The organism is Mesorhizobium sp. CA16 (assembly GCF_020165175.1).
GTDB lineage: Bacteria > Pseudomonadota > Alphaproteobacteria > Rhizobiales > Rhizobiaceae > Mesorhizobium.
This window is the reverse complement of sequence record NZ_JAIUHP010000020.1, coordinates 58436-78698: the sequence shown is the minus strand read 5'-3', so window position 1 is coordinate 78698 and position 20263 is coordinate 58436. Positions and strand designations below refer to the sequence as shown.

Here is a 20263-nt window from a genome sequence, read left to right as displayed (position 1 = left end):
GCTTCCGGTGCTCACGTACTTTAAGTACGCTCCGCTCCGGTTCTCGGAAGCCACCATTTTCGACTCGGCCTGACCTGCCCCTCAAGTCGCGCCAGTCAGCCGCGATAGGGCAAAACCTCGCTCGGCGTGCTGAGCGATTGCAGCGTGCCTGGATCGGCGCCGCCGATCCAGCCGAGCACGGCGCGGGCGAGCTCGGAGCCGGCGAGCCGGAAATTCTCGTTGACGACGAGCAGCTCTCGCCGGAACAGATGCAGCAATTCCGACGATTGTTTCGACACCACGTCGACGTCGCGGCCGAGCTTCAGCCCGGCATCCTCGATGCCGGCCACGATGGCGAGCGTCGCTGCGGCGGCGCTGCTGACAAAGCCGTCCGGACGGTCCTTGCGCCGCATCAATTGCGCGGTCCGCATCCTGATCTGCTCGATCGACTGATCGATGGAGACGGTGTTGAACGGCACCTCGCTGGCACCCACCTCGCTCAGCGCATCGGCAAAGCCGGCGACCGTATGGCCGTGATAGGTGAGGCCGACCGGAGGCGTCACCAGGGCAAGCCGGTTGCGGCCCCTGCCGGCGAGGTAGCGGACGGCTTCGCCGGCAAAGGCATAATTGTCGAAGTCGTGATAGGGATGCACCAGCCCCATGTCGGTGCGACCATGCGTGGCGAAGGGAATGCCGCGCTCCAGCATATAGCGCGCCCGTGGATCGTTGGGCTGGGTGCGCGAGATGATGACGCCGTCGGCCGAGCCCGTCTCGACCAGATAGCGCACCGGGTCCAGCGGATCCTGCGAGCGCGAATAGGGCGTGACGATCAGATGGTAGGGCGTGTCGGCGATCACCTCGGTGACGCCGTAGATGATGTCCGAGACGAAGCTCATGAGCTCGTGCTCGGTGTTCAGCACAAGCGATATCACGTTGGTCTTGCCGGTTCTCAAGCGTACGCCGGCGCGGTTCGGGCGATAGCCGATCTGCTTGGCGACGAGCTGGACGCGGCGCCTTGTCTCAGCGCCGATCTCGGGCGCATCCTTCAGCGCGCGCGAGACCGTCGTGACGCCCAGCCCGGTCATGAAGGCAAGCGTCTTCAGCGTCGGCCGTTCCTTGCCCGACGTGTCGTCGTCGCCCTTCTTCGTTATCCGTCTATCCATCGTCCCGCCCGTCAGGCGCATAGCAGTCGCGGGGCCGACCGGCAATCGTGCGGCGGTGACATTTGCGCGACCTTCAGTTTGCGGCTCGGCTCAATATACTGAAACGTTACAGATTGCCAATCTTCGTGATCGACCGGCAAGGTCGCGCCATCGGTATCGTGGATGCGGAGAGGGGCCGAAAGTCGCTGGAATCACAAAGAAATGTCGGCCCGAGCCTGCTTTTGGCATCAATCGACTGATCCGAACCGGCATTGCCACTTAGGAAGAAAGATTTTGTTCGAGTCGCGAAAAAATCTTGGCCGGCCTCAAGGCGAGGGGTTGCCTAGGCGGAACATTTGCCGTATCGAAAATCTGTAACGTTTCAGATTCTGGGAGGAGCCGAAATGCGATACAAATTCCTGACTGCCGCCTTTGCCGCGACAGTTGCGCTCAATTTCGCCGGTCCGGCGGCCGCGACCGACCTGGAAGTCACCCATTGGTGGACTTCCGGCGGCGAGGCGGCAGCGGTGGCCGAGCTTGCCAAGGCATTCGACGCGACGGGCAACCACTGGGTCGACGGCGCCATTGCAGGCTCCGGCGGCACGGCGCGGCCGATCATGATCAGCCGCATCACCGGCGGCGATCCAATGGGCGCCACCCAGTTCAACCACGGCCGCCAGGCCGAGGAACTGGTGCAGGCCGGGCTGATGCGCGACCTCACCGATATCGCCACCAAGGACAAGTGGACTGAGATCGTGCGGCCGAAGAGCCTGCTCGACAGTTGCACCATCGACGGCAAGATCTATTGCGTGCCGGTCAATATCCATTCCTGGCAGTGGCTGTGGCTCTCCAACGAGGCCTTCCAGAAGGCCGGCCTGCCTGTGCCGAAGGACTGGAATGAATTCGTGGCGGATGCGCCGGCGCTCGAAAAGGCGGGCATCATTCCGCTCGCGGTCGGCGGACAGGCCTGGCAAGCCTCGGGCGCCTTCGACGTGCTGATGGCCGCGACCGGGGGCACCGACACGTTCCTCAAGGTCTACAAGGACAAGGATGCCGCGTTCGCGGCAGGCCCGGAGATCGCCAAGGTGTTCAAGGCGGCGGACGACGCCCGCAAGATGGCCAAGAACACCAATGTGCAGGACTGGAACCAGGCCACCAATCTGGTCATCACCGGCAAGGCCGCCGGCCAGATCATGGGCGACTGGGCGCAGGGCGAGTTCCAGGTTGCCGGCAAGACGGCCGGCAAGGACTATACCTGCCTGCCCGGCCTCGGCCTGAACGAAGTCATCGCCACCGGCGGCGACGCCTTCTACTTCCCGCTGCTCAAGGATGAGGCAAAGACGAAGGCGCAGGCGGTGCTCGCCGAGACCTTGCTCGATCCGAAGACCCAGGTCGCCTTCAACCTCAAGAAGGGCTCGCTGCCGGTGCGTGGCGACGTCGACCTCAACGCGGCGAACGACTGCATGAAGAAGGGCCTCGCCATCCTCGCCAAGGGCGCCGTCATGCCGTGGACGGACCAACTGCTTTCGCAGGACAGCCAGAAGCAGAAGGAGGACCTGTTCTCCGAATTCTTCGCCAAGCCGGACATGACAGTCGAAGAAGCGCAGAAGCGCTTCGCCGCCATCATCGCTTCGGCCGATTGATCTACCGGCGCCCCGCCAGCTCCCGGTCCCTGCCTAACGGGGGTCGGGAGCATCATGTCCTCATTGCCCCAGCCCGGCTGTCGAGATGAGCAATAGCGAACGTCCCAACCAGCTTTTCCGTAACCTCAATGCGAAGATCGCATCGATTCCGATGGTGCTCACCGCGCTTGTGGTGTTCGTCGGCGGCACGGCGTGGACGGTTCTCTACTCCTTCACCAATTCGAAGCTGCTGCCACGGCTCAACTTCGTCGGCCTCGACCAGTATTATCGGTTGTGGGCGACGCCGCGCTGGCTGATCTCGATCGAGAACCTCCTGATCTATGGCGTGATCTCGCTGGTGTTCTCGCTGGTGATCGGCTTCGTCCTGGCGGCGCTCCTCGACCAGAAGATCCGCTTCGAGGATACGTTCCGCACCATCTTCCTCTATCCCTTCGCGCTCTCCTTCATCGTCACCGGGCTGGTCTGGCAATGGCTGCTCAACCCGGATTTCGGCATCCAGCGCGTCGTGCGCGACCTCGGCTGGACGGGCTTCAGCTTCGACCCGCTCTATAATTCCAGCATCGTCATCTACGGCATTTCCATCGCCGCGCTCTGGCAGGGCACGGGGCTGATCATGTGCCTGATGCTTGCCGGCCTGCGCGGCATCGACGAAGACATATGGAAGGCGGCGCGAGTGGACGGCATCCCCATGTGGAAGACCTACGTGTTCATCGTCATCCCGATGATGCGGCCGGTCTTCATCACCACGCTGGTCATCATCGCCGCCGGCATCGTCAAGGTCTATGACCTCGTCGTGGCGCAGACCAGCGGCGGGCCGGGAATCGCCTCCGAAGTGCCGGCAAAATACGTCTACGACTACATGTTCTTCGCCCAAAATCTCGGCCAGGGTTTCGCCGCCTCGACCATGATGCTGCTCTCGGTGATGATCGTCATCGTGCCATGGGCCTATCTCGAATTCGGAGGCCGCCGGCGTGGTTGATGTCGCTGCCTCCCCATCCGATGCGGGCGTCCTTCGGCGCGACGAAGCCGGGCCTGCCGGCGCGAAGCCGCGGCATGCGCTCTCGCGCCGCAACATCTTTCTCTACGGCACGCTGATCGTCGTGGCGCTCTATTACCTTTTGCCGCTCTACGTGATGATCGTCACGTCGCTGAAGGGCATGCCGGAAATCCGCCTCGGCAACATCTTCTCGCCGCCGGTGGAAATCACCTTCGAACCCTGGGTGAAAGCCTGGGCGACCGCCTGCACCGGCCTCAACTGCGACGGGCTCTCGCGCGGTTTCTGGAATTCGGTGCGCATCACCGTGCCGTCGGTGCTGCTGTCGATCGCGATCGCCTCGGTGAACGGCTATGCCTTGGCCAACTGGCGCTTCAAGGGCGCCGACACCTTCTTCATCATCCTGATCGTCGGCGCCTTCATTCCCTACCAGGTGATGATCTATCCGATCGTCATCATCCTGCGCGAGATCGGCATATACGGCACCCTGACCGGCCTTGTGATCGTGCATTCGATCTTCGGCATGCCGATCCTGACGCTCTTGTTCCGCAACTATTTCACGTCGATGCCGGAGGAACTGTTCCGCGCGGCGCGCGTCGACGGCGCCGGCTTCTGGGGCATTTATCTGCGCATCATGCTGCCGATGTCGCTGCCGATCTTCGTCGTCGCCATCATCCTGCAGGTCACCGGCATCTGGAACGACTTCCTGTTCGGCGTCGTCTACACGCGCCCCGACACCTACCCGATGACGGTGCAGCTCAACAACATCGTCAATTCGGTGCAGGGCGTGAAGGAATACAACGTCAACATGGCCGCGACGATCCTCACCGGACTCGTTCCGCTCATCGTCTATTTCATTTCCGGCAAGCTCTTCGTGCGCGGCATCGCGGCCGGCGCAGTGAAAGGATGATGATGGCAGCGGCAATCGCCAATCCCAGCGTTTCGATCCAGGACCTGTCGCTCAATTTCGGTGTGATGTCGGTGCTGAAGACGCTCAATCTCGACGTCGCCGAGGGCGAATTCATCGTGCTTTTGGGACCGTCCGGCTGCGGCAAATCCACCTTGCTCAACTGCATCGCCGGCCTGCTCGACATTTCGGAAGGTCGCATCTTCATCAAGGGCAAGAACGTCACCTGGGAGGAGCCTAAGGACCGCGGCATCGGCATGGTGTTCCAGTCCTACGCGCTCTATCCGCAGATGACGGTGGAGAAGAACCTGTCCTTCGGTCTGCGCGTTGCCGGCCTGGCCAAGGACGAGATCGCCAAGCGCATCGCACGCGCCGCCGAGATCCTGCAGATCGAGCCGCTGTTGCAGCGCAAGCCCTCGGCGCTCTCCGGCGGCCAGCGCCAGCGCGTGGCGATCGGGCGGGCACTGGTGCGCGACGTCGACGTCTTCCTGTTCGACGAGCCGCTCTCCAATCTCGATGCCAAGCTGCGGGCGGAACTGCGCGTCGAGATCAAGCTGCTGCACCGCAAGCTCGAAAACACCATGATCTACGTCACCCACGATCAGATCGAGGCAATGACGCTCGCCGACCGCATCGCCGTGATGAAGGGCGGCGTCATCCAGCAGCTCGACGCGCCTCAGACCATCTACAACCGTCCGGTCAACCGCTTCGTCGCCGGCTTCCTCGGCTCGCCGGCGATGAACTTTGTCGACGGCCATTTGGAAAACGCGGATGGCGGCTGGCATTTTCTCGCCGATGGTCTGAAGATTCCACTCAGTACCTATGATTTCGATCGGCAGCCGGAACCCGGACCAGCCGTGTTCGGCATCAGGCCCGAACATGTGAGTCTGAACAGCGGCGCCGGCTGGCCGTTCTCGGCGGCCAGCAAAGTCGAAGTGGTGGAACCGATGGGCTCCGACACGCTGGTCTGGCTGCAGCTCGCTCAACAGAAATTCAGCGTCCGGGTTACCTCGGAGCGTACGCCCCGGAATGATGAGGCGGTGACTGTCGGCTTCGATCCGATGCGCGCTTCGCTCTTCGACGCCCAGACCGGCAACCGCCTTTAACCTCCCAAGCAGAACGGACAGGACATGAACTGGTCATTCCAACTCTACAGCGCTCGCAATTTTCAACCATGGAACGACGTGGTGAAAATGCTCGGCGAGCTCGGCTACAGCCAGGTCGAAGGCTTTGGCGGCGTCTATGACGACCCGAAGGCGTTTCGCGCCGAGCTCGACAAGAACGGGCTTGCGATGCCGACCGGGCATTTCTCGATCGAGGCGCTGGAGAACGATTTCGACGGCGTGCGCAAGATCGCCGACGCGCTCGGCATCACGCTGCTGATCTGCCCCTATCTGATGCCTGATCAGCGGCCGTTCGACGCCGCCGGCTGGCGCGGCTTCGGCGAGCGCCTGGCCAAGGTCGGCGAGGTGGCAAAAAAGGCTGGCTACGGCTTTGCCTGGCACAACCACGATTTCGAGTTCAAGGCGCTTGCGGACGGCTCGCTGCCGCAGGACCACATCCTGTCCGCGGCACCGGACATCGGCTGGGAAATGGATGTCGCCTGGGTGGTGCGCGGCGGCGCCGATCCGCTGCCCTGGATCGAGAAGCATGGCAAGCGGATCGTTGCCGTCCACGTCAAGGACATGGCGAAGCCGGGCGAGGGGCTGGACGAGGACGGCTGGTCCGATGTGGGTCACGGCACGATCGACTGGGCGGGCCTGTTCAAGACGTTGCGCGCCAAGAGCGCGGCGCAGTATTTCGTCATGGAGCAGGACAACCCCAACGACATCGAGCGCTATGCCCGCCGCTCAATCGCAGCAGCCAAGAGCTGGCAGGAGTAATCGAAATGGCAGAGAAACTTGGCATCGGCGTCATTGGCTGCGGCAACATCTCGAAGGCGTATTTCTCGCTGGCGCCGCTGTTCCGCGGCATCAAGATGCGCGCCTGCGCGGATATCAACATGGAGGCCGCGAAAGCGCGGGCGAAGGAGTTCAAGCTGCGCGCCGAGACGGTCAACGACCTGCTCAAGGACGACGAGATCGACATCATCGTCAACCTGACGGTTCCGGCGGTGCACTACGAGATCTCCAAAGCGGTGCTCGACGCTGGCAAGCATGTCTATTCGGAAAAGCCGTTCGTCTTGTCGATCGAGGAAGGGCTCGATCTCAAGAAACGGGCCGAGAAGAAGGGCCTGCGCATCGGTTCGGCGCCGGACACGTTCCTCGGCGGCGCGCACCAACTGGTCCGCGATCTCATCGACAGCGGCAAGCTCGGCGCGATCACCAGCGGCACCTGCCATGTGATGGGCCACGGCATGGAGCACTGGCACCCCAACCCGGATTTCTTCTTCCAGCCGGGCGCCGGCCCGGTGCTCGACATCGGGCCATACTATGTCACCAACCTGATCCAGTTGATCGGGCCGGTGAAGCAGGTGGCCGCCTTCGCAACGACGCCGGCCAAGGAGCGCACCATCAGCTCCAAACCGCGGGCGGGCGAGAAGATCCCGGTGAACACGCCGACCACCATCCATGCGCTGCTCGAATTCGCGAATGGCGCGGTGATCACGCTCAACACCAGCTGGGACGTCTGGAGCCATGGCCACGCGCCGATGGAGCTCTACGGCGAATTGGGCACCGTCTTCGTGCCGGATCCGAATTTCTTCGGCGGCGATGTACGCTTCACCGACTCGGCCAAGCCGGTGAAGAGGCTGCCCAAGTGGAACCATCCGTTCGGCGTGCCGAACGAGATGCACGGCCAGGGCATGATGGCTAATTATCGCACCGCCGGCCTTGCCGACATGGCAATCGCGATTGGCGAAGGGCGGCCGCACCGCTGCTCGATGGAGCTGGCGCTGCACGCCGTCGATGTCATGACCGGCATCCTGCGCTCGGGCGAAAGCGGCAAATATGTCGCCATGCAGACGACCTGCGAGCGGCCGGCCGCGCTCGGCGTCAAGGACGCGAAGGCGTTGCTGGCGAAGAAAAAGTAGGTGGCAACCCCTCTCCCCGTTCCGGCGGGGAGAGGGTAAGGGTTAGGGGCAAGCATCGATTCAAATCAGGTTGGCGGTGGTCGCCAGCCGTTTCGATCCCGAAGGTTCCCCATGTCCTATGTCGCCGCCGAAAACCGCTACGAGAAGATGATCTATAATCGCTGCGGTCGGTCCGGCCTGAAGCTGCCGGCGATCTCGCTCGGGCTGTGGCACAATTTCGGCAACGACACGCCGCACAAGACCAAGCAGGCGATCGTGCGCAAGGCCTTCGACCTCGGCATCACGCATTTCGACCTCGCCAACAATTACGGCCCGCCGCCCGGCTCGGCCGAAACCGCGTTCGGCGAGATCCTGCGCACCGATTTCGCCGCCTACCGCGACGAGATGATCATCTCGACCAAGGCCGGCTACGAGATGTGGGCCGGTCCGTATGGCGAATGGGGCAGCCGCAAATATGTGCTGGCCAGCCTCGACCAGAGCCTCAAGCGAATGGGGCTCGACTATGTCGATATCTTCTATTCGCACCGTTTCGATCCCGAGACGCCGCTCGAAGAAACGATGGGCGCGCTCGACCACGCGGTGCGCTCGGGCAAGGCGCTCTATGCCGGCATCTCCTCCTACAACTCGCAGCGCACGCGGGAAGCAGCCGACATTTTGCGCCAGCTCGGCACCCCTTGCCTCATCCACCAGCCGAGCTATTCGATGCTCAACCGCTGGGTCGAGGAGGATGGGCTGCTCGACACGCTGGAGGGGCTCGGCATCGGCTCGATCGTGTTCTCGCCGCTGGCGCAGGGCATGCTGACCGACAAATATCTCGGCGGCATCCCCGAGGGCAGCCGCGCATCCCAGGGCAAGTCGTTGCGACCGGCCTTCATCAACGACAAGTCGATCGCCAACATCAAGGCGCTCAACGCCATTGCCGGCCGCCGCGGCCAGACCTTGGCGCAGATGGCGCTGGCCTGGGTGCTACGCAAAGGCCGCGTGACCACGGCGCTGATCGGGGCCAGCCGGCCGGAACAGGTCGAGGATTGCGTCGGCGCGCTCAAGGCGCTCGAGTTCTCCGACGCCGAGCTCGCCGAGATAGACAGCCACGCCCGCGAGTCCGACATCAACCTCTGGGCGGCTTCGGCCGAACGCAAGGGGCCGCCGCGCAAGTAGCGATTAGAGCAATTCCAGGAAAAGTGTGAGCGGTTTTCCGCCCGGAATTGCCCCAAAACAAGGAGATAGGGCATTTCGCCGTTTCCGTGAAACGGTGAAATGCTCTAACTGGCGAACCATCTCGTCGGGGCGCGCACCAGATGCGCTGCTGCGGAAACAGTGGCAAAATCGCTCGTTCGTCGTTATCTCAGGGGAATTGAAGTCGTTCGCGAGATCTGCTGCGAGCGTCGATTGGGCGAACAAGATGACGGCAAGAGATGCGCTGACCAAGAACCAGCTCTGCGTGCTCGAGAAGCTCGAGGCGTCCAGCGGGCCGCTCAGCGCCTATACTTTGCTCGACCAGTTGCGCGAGCGCGGTTTCCGCGCGCCGCTGCAGGTCTATCGGGCGCTCGACACGCTGGTGAAGTCCGGCTTCGTGCACCGGCTCGAAAGCCTAAACTCCTTCGTCGCCTGCGCCGAGCCGCACGACCACAGTCATTCGATGACGGCCTTCGCCATCTGCGACAATTGCGGCCAGGTGACCGAGATGTCCGACCACGATGTCGGCCACCGGCTGGACGAATGGGTGCGCTCGACGGGATTTGCCGCCAAGAAGGCGGTGATCGAGTTTCGCGGTGTGTGCGCCAAGTGCAGGGCTGAGGCTGCGTAAGCCTTCACTTCGTCATACTAGGGCGGAGCAAGGAGCGAAGCGACGCGCGCAGACCCTAGTATCCATTCCGTGACATACACGCACCGCCACGGTGCAGAATCTGCATTGACAAGCGGCGTGCTCGGCAAGCTATCCACAACCGCCGCGCACTACGGCGCGCGTCGCGGCATGGATCCTCGGGTCTGCGCGCGTCGCTTCGCTCCTTGCTCCGCCCGTGGATGACGAACGAACGTGAGACGCCTAATGCGCCTCGTCCCAATTATCCGCGGCTCGCGCATCGACATGCAGCGGCACCGACATCGAGACCGCCGGCATCGGCGCATTCTCCATCACCTTGCGCACCACGGGGATCGTCGCCTCGACCTCCGCTTCCACCGTCTCGAAGATAAGCTCGTCGTGGACCTGCAACAGCATGCGGGCCGAGAGCTTCGCCTTCTCCAGCGCTTCTTCCATATGCACCATGGCGCGGCGGATGATGTCGGCGGCGGTGCCCTGGAGCCTGGCGTTGATTGAGGCGCGCTCGTTGAAGGCGCGCACCGACGGGTTGGAAGCCCTTATCTCCGGATAGTGGATGCGGCGGCCGAAGATTGTCTCGACGAAACCGTTCTCCCGCGCATAGGCCTTGGTCTCCTCGATATAGTCCCGGATGCCCGGAAAACGCTCGAAATAGCGTTTGATGTAGGCGCCCGCCTCTTCGCGCGGGATCGACAGCTGGTTGGCGAGGCCGAAGGCCGAGATGCCGTAGATGATGCCGAAATTGATCGCCTTGGCGCGCCGGCGCACTTCCGAAGGCATGCCTTCGACCGGCACATTGAACATTTCCGACGCGGTGATGGCATGAATGTCGGCGCCGTCGGCGAAGGCCTGCTTGAGCTGTGGGATCTCGGCGACATGGGCAAGCACGCGCAATTCGATCTGGCTGTAGTCGGCCGAGACCAGCTTGTGGCCTTTCTCCGCAATGAAGGCGGTCCTGATCTTGCGACCTTCCGCCGTGCGCACCGGGATGTTCTGCAGATTGGGATCAGAGGATGACAGCCGCCCGGTGGTGGTTGCTGCCAGCGCATAGGAAGTGTGGACGCGATTGGTGCCGGGGTTGATGAAACCGGGCAGCGCGTCGGTATAGGTCGACTTCAGCTTGGTGAGCTGGCGCCAGTCGACGATCTTGCGCGGCAGCTCGTGGCCCTCGGCGGCGAGATCTTCTAAAAGCTGGGCCGAGGTCGACCATTGGCCGGTCTTGGTCTTCGAGCCGCCTGGCAGCCCCATCTTGCCGAACAATATGTCGCCGAGCTGTTTTGGCGAGCCGATGTTGATGCGCTCGCCGACGATCCCGTAGATCTCTTCCTCGACGCGGGCCGCGCCTTGAGCCAGCTCGCCGGAAAGCCGCGACAGGATCTGGCGGTCGACCGAGATGCCGCGCTGCTCCATGCGGGCAAGCACGGGCACAAGCGGCCTTTCCAGACGCTCATAGACGGAAACGAGGCCCTTGGCGGCAAGCCTCGGCTTCAGCACCCGCCAGAGCTGCAGCGCCAGGTCGGCCTGCTCGGCAGCGTAGGCGGTCGCGCGTTCGATATCGACCTGATCGAAGCCGATGGCGCTCTTGCCCGAGCCGGCGAGCTCCTTCTTCGAGGCCGGCGCGTGGCCGAGCCATTTCTCCGACAGCGAGACGAGGTCGTGACCGCCGGATGTGCCGGCATCGAGCACGTAGGAGATCAGCATTGTGTCGTCGAACGGACCGATCTCGATGCCGTGCCGGCTCATCACGACGATGTCGTATTTCATATCCTGGACGATCTTGAGGACCGATCGGTCCTCAAGCAGCGGCTTCAGCAGCGCCAGCGCCTTGCGGACCGGGATCTGGTTCTCCAGCATGCCGCCGCCGAGCAGATCGCCATTGCCGCTCTTGTGGGCGAGCGGCACATAGACGGCGCGGCCAGGCGCGAGCGCCATGGACAGGCCGATCAGGTCCGCCCGCATCGGGTCGGACGAGCTGGTCTCGGCGTCGAACGCAAGGACACCGGCGTCGCGGGCTTCGGCTATCCAGGCCTCGAGCGCGGCCGTGTCGCGGATGGGGGCATAGGCCGAAGGGTCGATCTTGCGAGCGGCCGCCTGCTCCAGCCGCAGGGCAGAGAGGAGCGATGGGGTATCGCCTTGTGGCGGCGCGTCCTCGCCCCTGACCGGCGCCGCCGGCTTTGCGGCATCGTTCGGCGCGGCCGCCGGCCTTGGCCCCGGCGGGGCGCCGGCGCCGACATCGGGGCCATGCGCGGTATCGGCGCGCTCGATGGTGACGGCGGTGGCCTGGACGTCGCCAATGTCGGTTGCGGTCGCTTCGGCGACGCGTCGGGTCAGTGTGGTGAACTCCATCGTCTTCAGGAAGCCGATCAGCTTCGGGCCATCCGGCGCATGCAGGACAAGATCGTCCAGCCCTTCCTTCAGCGGCACGTCGTTCTTCAACGTCACCAACTCGCGCGAGATGCGCGCCTTATCGGCATTGGCGATGATGGTCTCGCGCCGTTTCTCCTGCTTGATCTCCGAAGCGCGCGCTAGCAGCCCGTCAAGGTCGCCGAACTGTTCCAGCAATTGCGCCGCGGTCTTCGGGCCGATGCCCGGCACGCCCGGAACATTGTCGACCGAGTCGCCGGTCAGCGCCTGCAGGTCGATCATCTTTTCGGGCGGCACGCCCCATTTCTCGATCACCTCGGGAATGCCGATCTGGCGATCCTTCATCGGGTCGTACATGCCGACCGTCGGACCGACCAACTGCATCAGATCCTTGTCGGAGGAGATGATGGTGGTATCAGCGCCGGCTTCGCAAGCCAGCCGGCAATAAGTCGCGATGATATCGTCGGCTTCAAAACCCTCCGTCTCTATGCAAGGGACATTGAAGGCTGCGGTCGCCTGGCGGATCAGGCCAAATTGCGGGATCAGGTCTTCCGGCGGCGCAGAGCGGTTGGCCTTGTATTCGGGGTAGAGATCGCTGCGGAAGGTTTTCGACGAATAGTCGAAGATGACGGCGAAATGCGTCGGCACCACGCCGACATCGGTGTTGCGGGCGTCCTGCATCAGCTTCCACACCATGTTGCAGAAGCCGAGCACGGCGCTGGTCGGCAGGCCGTCGGATTTGCGGTTGAGCGGCGGCAGCGCGTGATAGGCGCGGAAAATGTAGCCGGAGCCGTCGACGAGGAAGAGGTGATCGCCTTTTTTCATGCCGGCAGGGATAGCGCGGCCCGGCTTCGCGGTCCATGGCTAAGGCTGTGGAACCCACCGGTTCGGGCAACACCCCTGACACATCCTGTCCGGCTGGAATTTGCCGCTCACGGGTATGTTACAAAAGTGTAATTTTCGTGCCCTTGAATCGCCATGTTCACAGACCCAAATACACGTCATCGGCAGTTTTTCGCCGAAGTCCGGAGTAAGGCCCGTCCCCCGCCTATCCCGGGCAAACTGCGGCAGCCTATCCCCCCTCTCCGGGCTGCCGCAACGTTTCGAGTAGAGACCGCCGTGGTTCCCCCTCCACCACGGCGGTTCTTTTTTGCCTTCAGGCAAGCCTTTCCCGCTTGGTCCAATGATCGCGGGCTTTTCGTTTTCGGCATGGCCCTTTAGGGTCTGCCCAAAATCGAAAGGCAAAAAGCATGTCCAGAATCTCTCCGGTCCTCGACCGTCTCGACCAGAACCTCGACCAGAGCCTGGAGCGGCTGTTCGGCCTGCTCGGCATCAAGTCGATCTCCACCGATCCGGCCTTTGCCGCCGATTGCCGCGCGGGTGCCGAATGGCTGGTCGCCGAGCTCAAGCTGATCGGCTTCGACGCGAGTGTGCGCGATACGCCTGGACATCCGATGGTGGTGGCGCATCACGAGGGACCGGCGGGCGCGCCGCATGTGCTGTTCTACGGCCATTATGACGTCCAGCCGGTCGATCCGATCGAATTGTGGGAAACCGATCCGTTTGCGCCTTCGATCAAGGAGATCGAGCCCGGCCGCAAAGTGATCACCGGGCGCGGCTCGGCCGACGACAAGGGCCAGCTGATGACCTTCGTCGAGGCCTGCCGCGCGTGGAAGCAGGTGCATGGCAACCTGCCTTGCCGCGTCACTATCCTGTTCGAAGGCGAGGAGGAATCCGGTTCGCCGTCGCTGAAGCCGTTCCTGGAAGCCAACGCCGCCGAGCTGAAGGCGGATTTCGCGCTGGTCTGCGACACCAGCATGTGGAACCGCGAGACGCCGTCGATCTGCGTGTCGCTGCGCGGCATGGTTGGCGAGGAGATCACCGTCAAGGCGGCCAACCGCGACCTGCATTCGGGCCTCTATGGCGGCCCGGCCGCCAATCCGATCCGCATCCTGGCCAAGGTGCTGGCGGATATTCACGACAAGGACGGCCGCGTCACCATTGCGGGCTTCTATGACGGCGTCGAGGAGACGCCCTCGCAGGTGCTGAAATCCTGGGAGGGACTTGGCGAGACGGCCGAGACCTTCCTCGGACCGGTCGGCCTTTCCATTCCCGCCGGCGAGAAGGGCCGCTCGGTGCTCGAGCTCACCTGGGCGCGGCCGACCGCGGAATTCAACGGCATCATCGGCGGTTATACCGGCAAGGGTTTCAAGACGGTAATCGCGGCGCAAGCGTCGGCGAAAGTGTCGTTCCGGCTCGTTCACAAGCAGGATCCAAAGAAGATCCGCGCCGCCTTCCAGGCTTTCGTGCGCGAACGCATTCCCGGCGACTGCTCGGTCGAATTCCACCCGCATGGCGGCTCGCCGGCGATCCAGCTCTCCTACGACTCGCCGTTCCTGGCCAAGGCCAAGGATGCGCTGTCCGACGAATGGGAGAAGCAGGCGGTCACCACCGGCGGCGGCGGCTCCATTCCCGTGGTCGGCGATTTCCAGACCTATCTCGGCATGGAATCACTGCTGGTCGGCTTCGGCCTCGACGACGACCGCATTCATTCGCCGAACGAGAAATACGAGCTGACCTCGTTCCACAAGGGGCAGCGGTCCTGGGCGCGCATTCTCGACGCGCTGACCCGCTGAGCGAAAATCAGGAAAACCTTGAAATTCAACTTTCTGTTGATTTTTCTTCGGATCGCGGCGAGGACGAATTAGCTAGCGCGAAGTGCTGCGGCGTTGCGAGGATGCCCCAACGCCGCAGGCGCGACCCGGAGAAGAGAATGACCGATATCCGTTTCCACAAAAACGATCTGCCCGACCTGTCGCGATACAATGTCGGGGCGGTGGCCATCGACACGGAAACGCTGGGGCTCAACCCGCATCGCGACCGGCTCTGCGTAGTGCAGATCTCGCCCGGCGACGGCAGCGCCGATGTCATCCAGATCGCACCAGGCCAGAAGGAGGCGCCGAACCTCGCCAGCCTGCTGCGAAACAACACGATCACCAAGCTGTTTCATTACGGCCGCTTCGACATCGCCGTGCTCTACCATGCCTTCGGCGTGATGGCCGAGCCGGTGTTCTGCACCAAGATCGCCTCACGGCTCACCCGCACCTATACCGACCGCCACGGGCTGAAGGATCTCTGCGGCGAACTGCTCGGCATCGGCCTGTCCAAGGTGCAGCAATCCTCCGACTGGGCGGCCGAAACGCTCTCGCCCGAACAGCTCGAATATGCCGCCTCGGACGTGCTCTACCTGCACAGGTTGCGCGAGGTGCTGGGCGCGCGCCTGGCGCGCGAGAACCGCACCAAGGAGGCGGACGCCTGCTTCCGTTTCCTGCCGACGCGCGCCAAGCTCGACCTTATGGGCTGGGCTGAGGAAGATATTTTCGCGCATAGTTGAGGGACGAAGGTCCGTCGACCCAGCCCGTGGAGAAGTGAAATGGCAGAGCGCAAACCGATCGCGAGCGCGCCCAAGGACGGCTCCAAAGTCACGATCATGTGGAAGGACCGCGACGGTGTCGTCAATGAATCCGTCGGGCAATATCGCGACGGCGGCTGGTGGGTCTACACCGACAGCGACACGCAGAAGAAAGTCGAACCGACGAGCTGGCGGCCGGCAACCGATGATGGGGACGACGGCCAGTAGGTGATCCTCACCTGACGATTTCAGGGCGGGCGCGAGGCTTGGCCGCAACAAGGGGGCGCAATGAGACAGAACACGCTCTATCTCATCATCGGGGCGCTGGTCGCGATTGTCATCGCGCTCGGCATCTATGTCTATCGCGAGCAGACCAGGCCGAAAGGCGTCGAGCTCAAGATCGACGACAAGGGCATTTCGATCCAGCAGAATTGACCATGGTGGCCAGCCGGGAGGCCGGCGCGGTGAGGGGCTAGACCGGCTTTGCGAGACGACATTGCGCCGGGGGGATTTCGGCCGGAGATACAGGGGCTGCGCGGGCTTGCCGTCGCCTTTGTGGTGATTTTCCACATCTGGCCGGCAGCGCTTCCCGGCGGCTATGTCGGGGTCGACATCTTCTTCGTCATCTCCGGCTTCCTGATCACCGGCCTGCTCACCCGCATGGCGCTCAGCGAAGACGGCATCTCGCTGGTCGGCTTTTACACGCGTCGGGTCAGGCGGCTGCTGCCGGCGGCGATCGTCGCGCTCCTGGTCACGCTCGCTGGAACGCTGCTGTTCGTGTCGGACGCATGGTGGGAAGAAACCGCCAAACAGGTGATCGCAAGCGCGCTCTACATGCAGAACTGGCGGCTTGCCGAACAGGCCGTGGATTATCTCGGCGCTGAGGACGCGCCGAGCCCCGTGCAGCATTTCTGGTCGCTGTCGATCGAGGAGCAGTTCTGCATCGTCTGGCCGCTGCTGATGTTGGCGGTCCTGTGGTGGGCCAGGCGTCGCGGACATTCACCGATGCAGACGCTCGTCTTCGTGCTCGGCGTGGTCATGGCGGGCTCGCTCGCGGCTTCCGTCGCTCTCACCCGATCCGATCCGGCTTGGGCCTATTTCGTCACCCATACGCGGGTCTGGGAGCTGGCCCTCGGCGGACTGCTGGCGCTGACCTCCGACCGCTTCCGGCCAAACGGCCGCGTGCGGACAGCGATGGTTGTCGCCGGCAGCTTGGCGGCGCTCGCATCGGCGATGCTGTTTTCAAGGTCGACCGATTTTCCGGGTTTCAAGGCGCTGCTGCCGACACTCGGCACGACCTTGATCATTGCGGCCGGCAGCGTACGCATGGGCCGCTTCCGCGGCCTCGACATCGCCATGCTGCGCTATATCGGCGATCGCTCCTATTCGATCTACCTGTGGCATTGGCCGCTGATCATTTTTTACGCCGCGCAGCGCGGCGCCATCGACCTTGTTGATGGTGTTCTGCTGATCGTCGTCACCCTGATGGTTTCCGAACTCTCCTACCGCTTCGTCGAACAGCCCTATCGCCATTCGCGCTCGTCCCGGGCATGGCGGCCGCTGATCGACGGCACGGTGGCGGTGGGGTTGTGCGTGGCGGTGGCCGGCGGACTCGTCTACGCGATCGACCGGCAGCCCATCGATACCGGCCTGATCGGAACGCCGAATTATCCGGGACCTGCGGCCTTGCTGGCGAACGCTGTCGTACCCCAGGGTGTCAAGCCATTGCCGCCCTTGAGCAAGATCGGCAGCGACGTGCCCGTCATCTACAGGATGAAGTGTCATCAGCAGCAGAAGGGAACCGACGCGACCGGTTGCCAGCTCGGCGACCCGGCGGGGACGAGGACCATTGTCGTGATGGGCGATTCCCACGCGGCGCAATGGGTGCCGGCCATCGACAAAATCGCCAAAGACAGAAAATGGAGGCTCGTCACCTTCACCAAGGCGGCATGCCCGGTAACCCGGGTCACTATCCTTGACGACGGCAAGCCGTACGAGCAATGCGCGCTGTGGCGGGAGAAAGCTCTCGCTGAAATCGCCAAATTGAAGCCCGATTTCGTGATCACCAGCCAGAGCAACTACACCAGCGTTACCCAGGGTGCGATGATTGAGGGATTGCGCAGTGTCTGGGGCGAGCTCACAAGTCAGGACGTGCGCGTCGTCGCCATCCGCAACACGCCTTTCAGCCTGTTCGACCCGCGCACCTGCCTGGGCACGGACCCGGCCAAATGCATCAATCCGCGCGCCGAGGTCGAACGGGAAAACATCTACGCGCTCGCCGCCCGGTCCGTGGCGGGGGTGACCGTGGTCGATATGAACGATGCGCTCTGCGGCAAGGACAGCTGCCCGGCGGTGGTCGGCAACATCGTCGTGCTGCGCGACAACCATCATCTCACGGCAACCTACGCGCTGGCGCTGGCGCCCTATCTGGCCAAGGCAGCGGGATTTTGAGCAACGTCACAACGAGATTGCCGCAGGGCCGTCGACTTGGCTGCGAACGACGCCGCGAGACCGTTGGATTCAGAAAATCCTAAGGGTTTCAAAAGGCTGCATAAACCCTGCTTTAACCCGCCTTTAAACCGCCGCATCTAATCTTCAACCCGAACGCCATCGGCACCCGGGGGCAGGCTAGCAAGAGCGCATGGCGAACCGCAGAAACAGTCGCATCGAACCGAGTTTCGAGGAGGCGCCGCGCGCGAAATCCTCCGAAGGCTTTTCGGTGAGCGAGGAGGATCGCGTCGTGCCGCGCAGCCGTAAATCCACTGCAAAGGGCAGATCCGCAAAGAAATCACGCGGTCGCGGCCGCGACCGCAGCCGGCGGGGCTTGCTTGGCATCGCCACCCGCCTGGTCTACTGGTGCTTCGTGTTCTGCATCTGGGGCGGCATCGCGGCGGCCGGCATCGTCGTCTATTACGGCGCCAAGATGCCGGCGGCGACCACCTGGTCGATCCCCGACCGCGCGCCCAACATCAAGATCGTCTCGGTCGATGGCGGGCTGATCGCCAATCGCGGCATGTCGGGCGGCGAGGCGGTCGGCCTGCACGAAATGTCGCCTTATATCCCGCAAGCCGTCGTTGCCATCGAGGACCGCCGCTTCTATTCGCATTTCGGCATCGATCCGATCGGGCTTTCACGCGCCATGGTCACCAACGTTCTCGGCGGCCATTTCTCGCAGGGCGGCTCGACGCTGACGCAGCAGCTGGCCAAGAACCTGTTCCTGACGCCGGACCGCACGCTGGAGCGCAAGGTGCAGGAAGTGCTTCTGGCGCTGTGGCTCGAACACAAGCACAGCAAGGACCAGATCCTCGAAATGTATCTCAACCGGGTCTATTTCGGATCCGGAGCCTATGGCGTGGAAGCGGCTTCGCGGCGCTATTTCGGCAAGAGCGCGCGCGACGTGAGCCTTTCGGAGGCCGCGTTGCTGGCCGGGCTGCTCAAGGCGCCGTCCAAGCTTTCGCCGGCACGCGATCCCAAAGCGGCCGAGGAGCGGGCGCAACTCGTGCTCGCGGCCATGCGCGCGGAAGGCAAGATCAGTGATAAGGAATATAAGGTGGCGCTGAGCGCGCCGGCGACGCGCGCGCCGTCCTACTGGACCGGCTCCGAGAACTATGTCGCCGACACGGTGATGGAGGAGCTTCCCGATCTCATCGGCGAGGTGCGCGGCGACATCGTCGTCGACACCACTGTCGACTTGACCCTGCAGAAGCTTGCCGAACAGTCGATCCGCCGGCTGATCGACGAAAGCGGTAAGAAGCTCAACGTCAGCCAAGGCGCGCTGGTGTCGATCGATGATTCCGGCGCGGTGCGCGCCATGGTCGGCGGCTATGATTATTCGACCAGCCAGTTCGACCGCGCCTCGGAAGCGCGCCGGCAGCCGGGCTCGGCCTTCAAGCCGTTCGTCTACATGGCGGCGCTGGAGGCCGGCCGCACGCCGGACAGCATCCGCAACGACGCGCCGATCAAAATCGGCAAATGGACGCCGGACAATTACGGCGGCAAATATTACGGCAAGGTGACGCTGGCGACGGCGCTGGCCAAGTCGCTGAACTCAGTGGCGGCGCAGCTCACCATGGAAGTCGGGCCCGACGCGGTGGTGGAAGCCGCGCATCGCATGGGCATCCAGTCCGACCTGCAGGCCAACACCTCGATCGCGCTCGGCACCTCGGAGGTGACGCCGCTGGAGCTGACTTCCGCCTACGTTCCGTTCGCCAATGGCGGCTACAAGCCGGACGTCCATTTCATCCGCCGCATCACCACCGGCGAGGGCAAGGTGCTTTACGAGAACAGCGGCGGCAGCGCGCCGCGCGTCGTCAAGGCCGACACCGTCGGCATGATGAATTCGATGATGACCGGCACGGTCGAGATCGGCACCGCCAAGAAGGCGGCCTTCAATTGGCCGTCGGCCGGCAAGACCGGCACCAGCCAGAACTCGCGCGACGCCTGGTTCGTCGGCTACACCGCCAATCTCACGACGGGCGTGTGGTTCGGCAATGACGACGGCAGCCCGATGAAGAAGGTCACCGGCGGCGCCCTGCCGGCGCAGGCCTGGCACGAATTCATGGTGGCCGCGCATGAGGGCGTGCCGGTGCGGCCGCTGCCCGGCACCTGGAAGTCGACGCCGTCCGACACGATCGTGCCGGACGAGATCCCGTCGGCGGATGCTGCGCAGCCGTCGCCTGCGCCGCCAGCAGCCGTCGGCCAGTCACAGCCTGCTACTCCATCGCAGCCTGTCGCCCAGGCGCCCGCGCGTCAGGTGCGGACCGCGCGACCTGCCGAGACCGTCGATGCCGCCGGCTTCGGCATGCCGAGCGACAGCGGCGAAACCGCCTCGATCAAGCATCCGGTGCCGCCCGGCAATGTCGGCGGCCCGACGAAAAAGCGCCAGACTTCGATCCTCGATATTCTGAGCGGGGGTTAGAGCGGCAACTTCACCTCTCGCAATGGCAAGCGCCTTCGGCTACATGTCCGG

16 protein-coding genes are annotated in these 20263 nt (G+C 63.6%); 14 read left to right on the top strand and 2 right to left on the bottom strand.

Annotated elements, in window-relative coordinates:
* Nucleotides 1-95: 95 nt before the first annotated feature.
* A complete protein-coding gene (locus tag LB525_RS24430) occupies nucleotides 96-1142 on the bottom strand; it encodes a LacI family transcriptional regulator (RefSeq protein WP_095769304.1) in 1047 nt (348 codons plus the stop codon).
* Between the two features lie 383 nt (nucleotides 1143-1525).
* Here LB525_RS24430 and LB525_RS24425 point away from each other — a divergent pair, with 383 nt between their 5' ends.
* The 8 genes from LB525_RS24425 (at nucleotide 1526) to LB525_RS24390 (ending at nucleotide 9503) form a co-directional block, all read left to right on the top strand.
* Complete coding sequence (locus LB525_RS24425; protein WP_095769227.1) at nucleotides 1526-2764, top strand: ABC transporter substrate-binding protein; 1239 nt, start codon at nucleotides 1526-1528, stop codon at nucleotides 2762-2764.
* Between the two features lie 85 nt (nucleotides 2765-2849).
* Nucleotides 2850-3743 (top strand): carbohydrate ABC transporter permease, encoded by an 894-nt coding sequence (locus LB525_RS24420; RefSeq protein WP_224548181.1) that lies wholly within the window; start codon nucleotides 2850-2852, stop codon nucleotides 3741-3743.
* Nucleotides 3736-4668 carry a carbohydrate ABC transporter permease gene (locus LB525_RS24415; RefSeq protein WP_224548178.1) on the top strand — a complete coding sequence of 311 codons (933 nt, stop codon included), beginning with the start codon at nucleotides 3736-3738 and terminating at the stop codon, nucleotides 4666-4668. Before LB525_RS24420 ends, LB525_RS24415 begins: the two co-directional genes overlap by 8 nt.
* 2 nt (nucleotides 4669-4670) lie before the next feature.
* Nucleotides 4671-5771 (top strand): ABC transporter ATP-binding protein, encoded by a 1101-nt coding sequence (locus tag LB525_RS24410; RefSeq protein ID WP_224548191.1) that lies wholly within the window; start codon nucleotides 4671-4673, stop codon nucleotides 5769-5771.
* Nucleotides 5772-5795: 24 nt separating this feature from the next.
* The gene (locus LB525_RS24405) at nucleotides 5796-6548 is read left to right on the top strand and encodes a sugar phosphate isomerase/epimerase family protein (RefSeq protein WP_224548177.1); all 753 of its coding nucleotides are present in this window, start codon (nucleotides 5796-5798) and stop codon (nucleotides 6546-6548) included.
* A 5-nt stretch (nucleotides 6549-6553) separates the two neighbouring features.
* Nucleotides 6554-7696, top strand: coding sequence for a Gfo/Idh/MocA family protein (locus tag LB525_RS24400; RefSeq protein ID WP_095769230.1), 1143 nt, complete (start codon nucleotides 6554-6556; stop codon nucleotides 7694-7696).
* Nucleotides 7697-7807: 111 nt separating this feature from the next.
* Entirely contained in the window at nucleotides 7808-8854 is a 1047-nt protein-coding gene (mgrA, locus tag LB525_RS24395) for an L-glyceraldehyde 3-phosphate reductase (protein WP_224548175.1), read from the top strand.
* A gap of 244 nt (nucleotides 8855-9098) precedes the next feature.
* Nucleotides 9099-9503, top strand: coding sequence for a Fur family transcriptional regulator (locus tag LB525_RS24390; protein WP_042640862.1), 405 nt, complete (start codon nucleotides 9099-9101; stop codon nucleotides 9501-9503).
* Between the two features lie 240 nt (nucleotides 9504-9743).
* On the opposite strand, the gene polA is transcribed toward LB525_RS24390, so the two are convergent.
* The gene (gene polA, locus LB525_RS24385; protein WP_224548173.1) at nucleotides 9744-12707 is read right to left on the bottom strand and encodes a DNA polymerase I; all 2964 of its coding nucleotides are present in this window, start codon (nucleotides 12705-12707) and stop codon (nucleotides 9744-9746) included.
* Nucleotides 12708-13132: 425 nt separating this feature from the next.
* On the opposite strand from polA, the gene LB525_RS24380 reads away from it, so the two are divergent.
* The 6 genes from LB525_RS24380 (at nucleotide 13133) to LB525_RS24355 (ending at nucleotide 20212) form a co-directional block, all read left to right on the top strand.
* The gene (locus LB525_RS24380) at nucleotides 13133-14518 is read left to right on the top strand and encodes a M20/M25/M40 family metallo-hydrolase (protein WP_224548171.1); all 1386 of its coding nucleotides are present in this window, start codon (nucleotides 13133-13135) and stop codon (nucleotides 14516-14518) included.
* A gap of 137 nt (nucleotides 14519-14655) precedes the next feature.
* Nucleotides 14656-15276, top strand: coding sequence for a ribonuclease D (locus LB525_RS24375; RefSeq protein ID WP_095769235.1), 621 nt, complete (start codon nucleotides 14656-14658; stop codon nucleotides 15274-15276).
* A gap of 39 nt (nucleotides 15277-15315) precedes the next feature.
* Nucleotides 15316-15522: a hypothetical protein gene (locus LB525_RS24370; RefSeq protein ID WP_095769236.1), complete on the top strand. Its 207-nt coding sequence runs from the start codon at nucleotides 15316-15318 to the stop codon at nucleotides 15520-15522.
* A gap of 60 nt (nucleotides 15523-15582) precedes the next feature.
* Nucleotides 15583-15729, top strand: a complete 147-nt coding sequence (locus tag LB525_RS24365) for a hypothetical protein (RefSeq protein ID WP_095769237.1) — start codon at nucleotides 15583-15585, stop codon at nucleotides 15727-15729.
* Nucleotides 15730-15777: 48 nt separating this feature from the next.
* On the top strand, nucleotides 15778-17745 hold the full coding sequence (locus LB525_RS24360) for an acyltransferase family protein (RefSeq protein ID WP_224548161.1): 1968 nt from the start codon (nucleotides 15778-15780) through the stop codon (nucleotides 17743-17745).
* 190 nt (nucleotides 17746-17935) lie between these two features.
* Nucleotides 17936-20212 (top strand): transglycosylase domain-containing protein, encoded by a 2277-nt coding sequence (locus tag LB525_RS24355; protein WP_224548159.1) that lies wholly within the window; start codon nucleotides 17936-17938, stop codon nucleotides 20210-20212.
* Nucleotides 20213-20263: the final 51 nt, after the last annotated feature.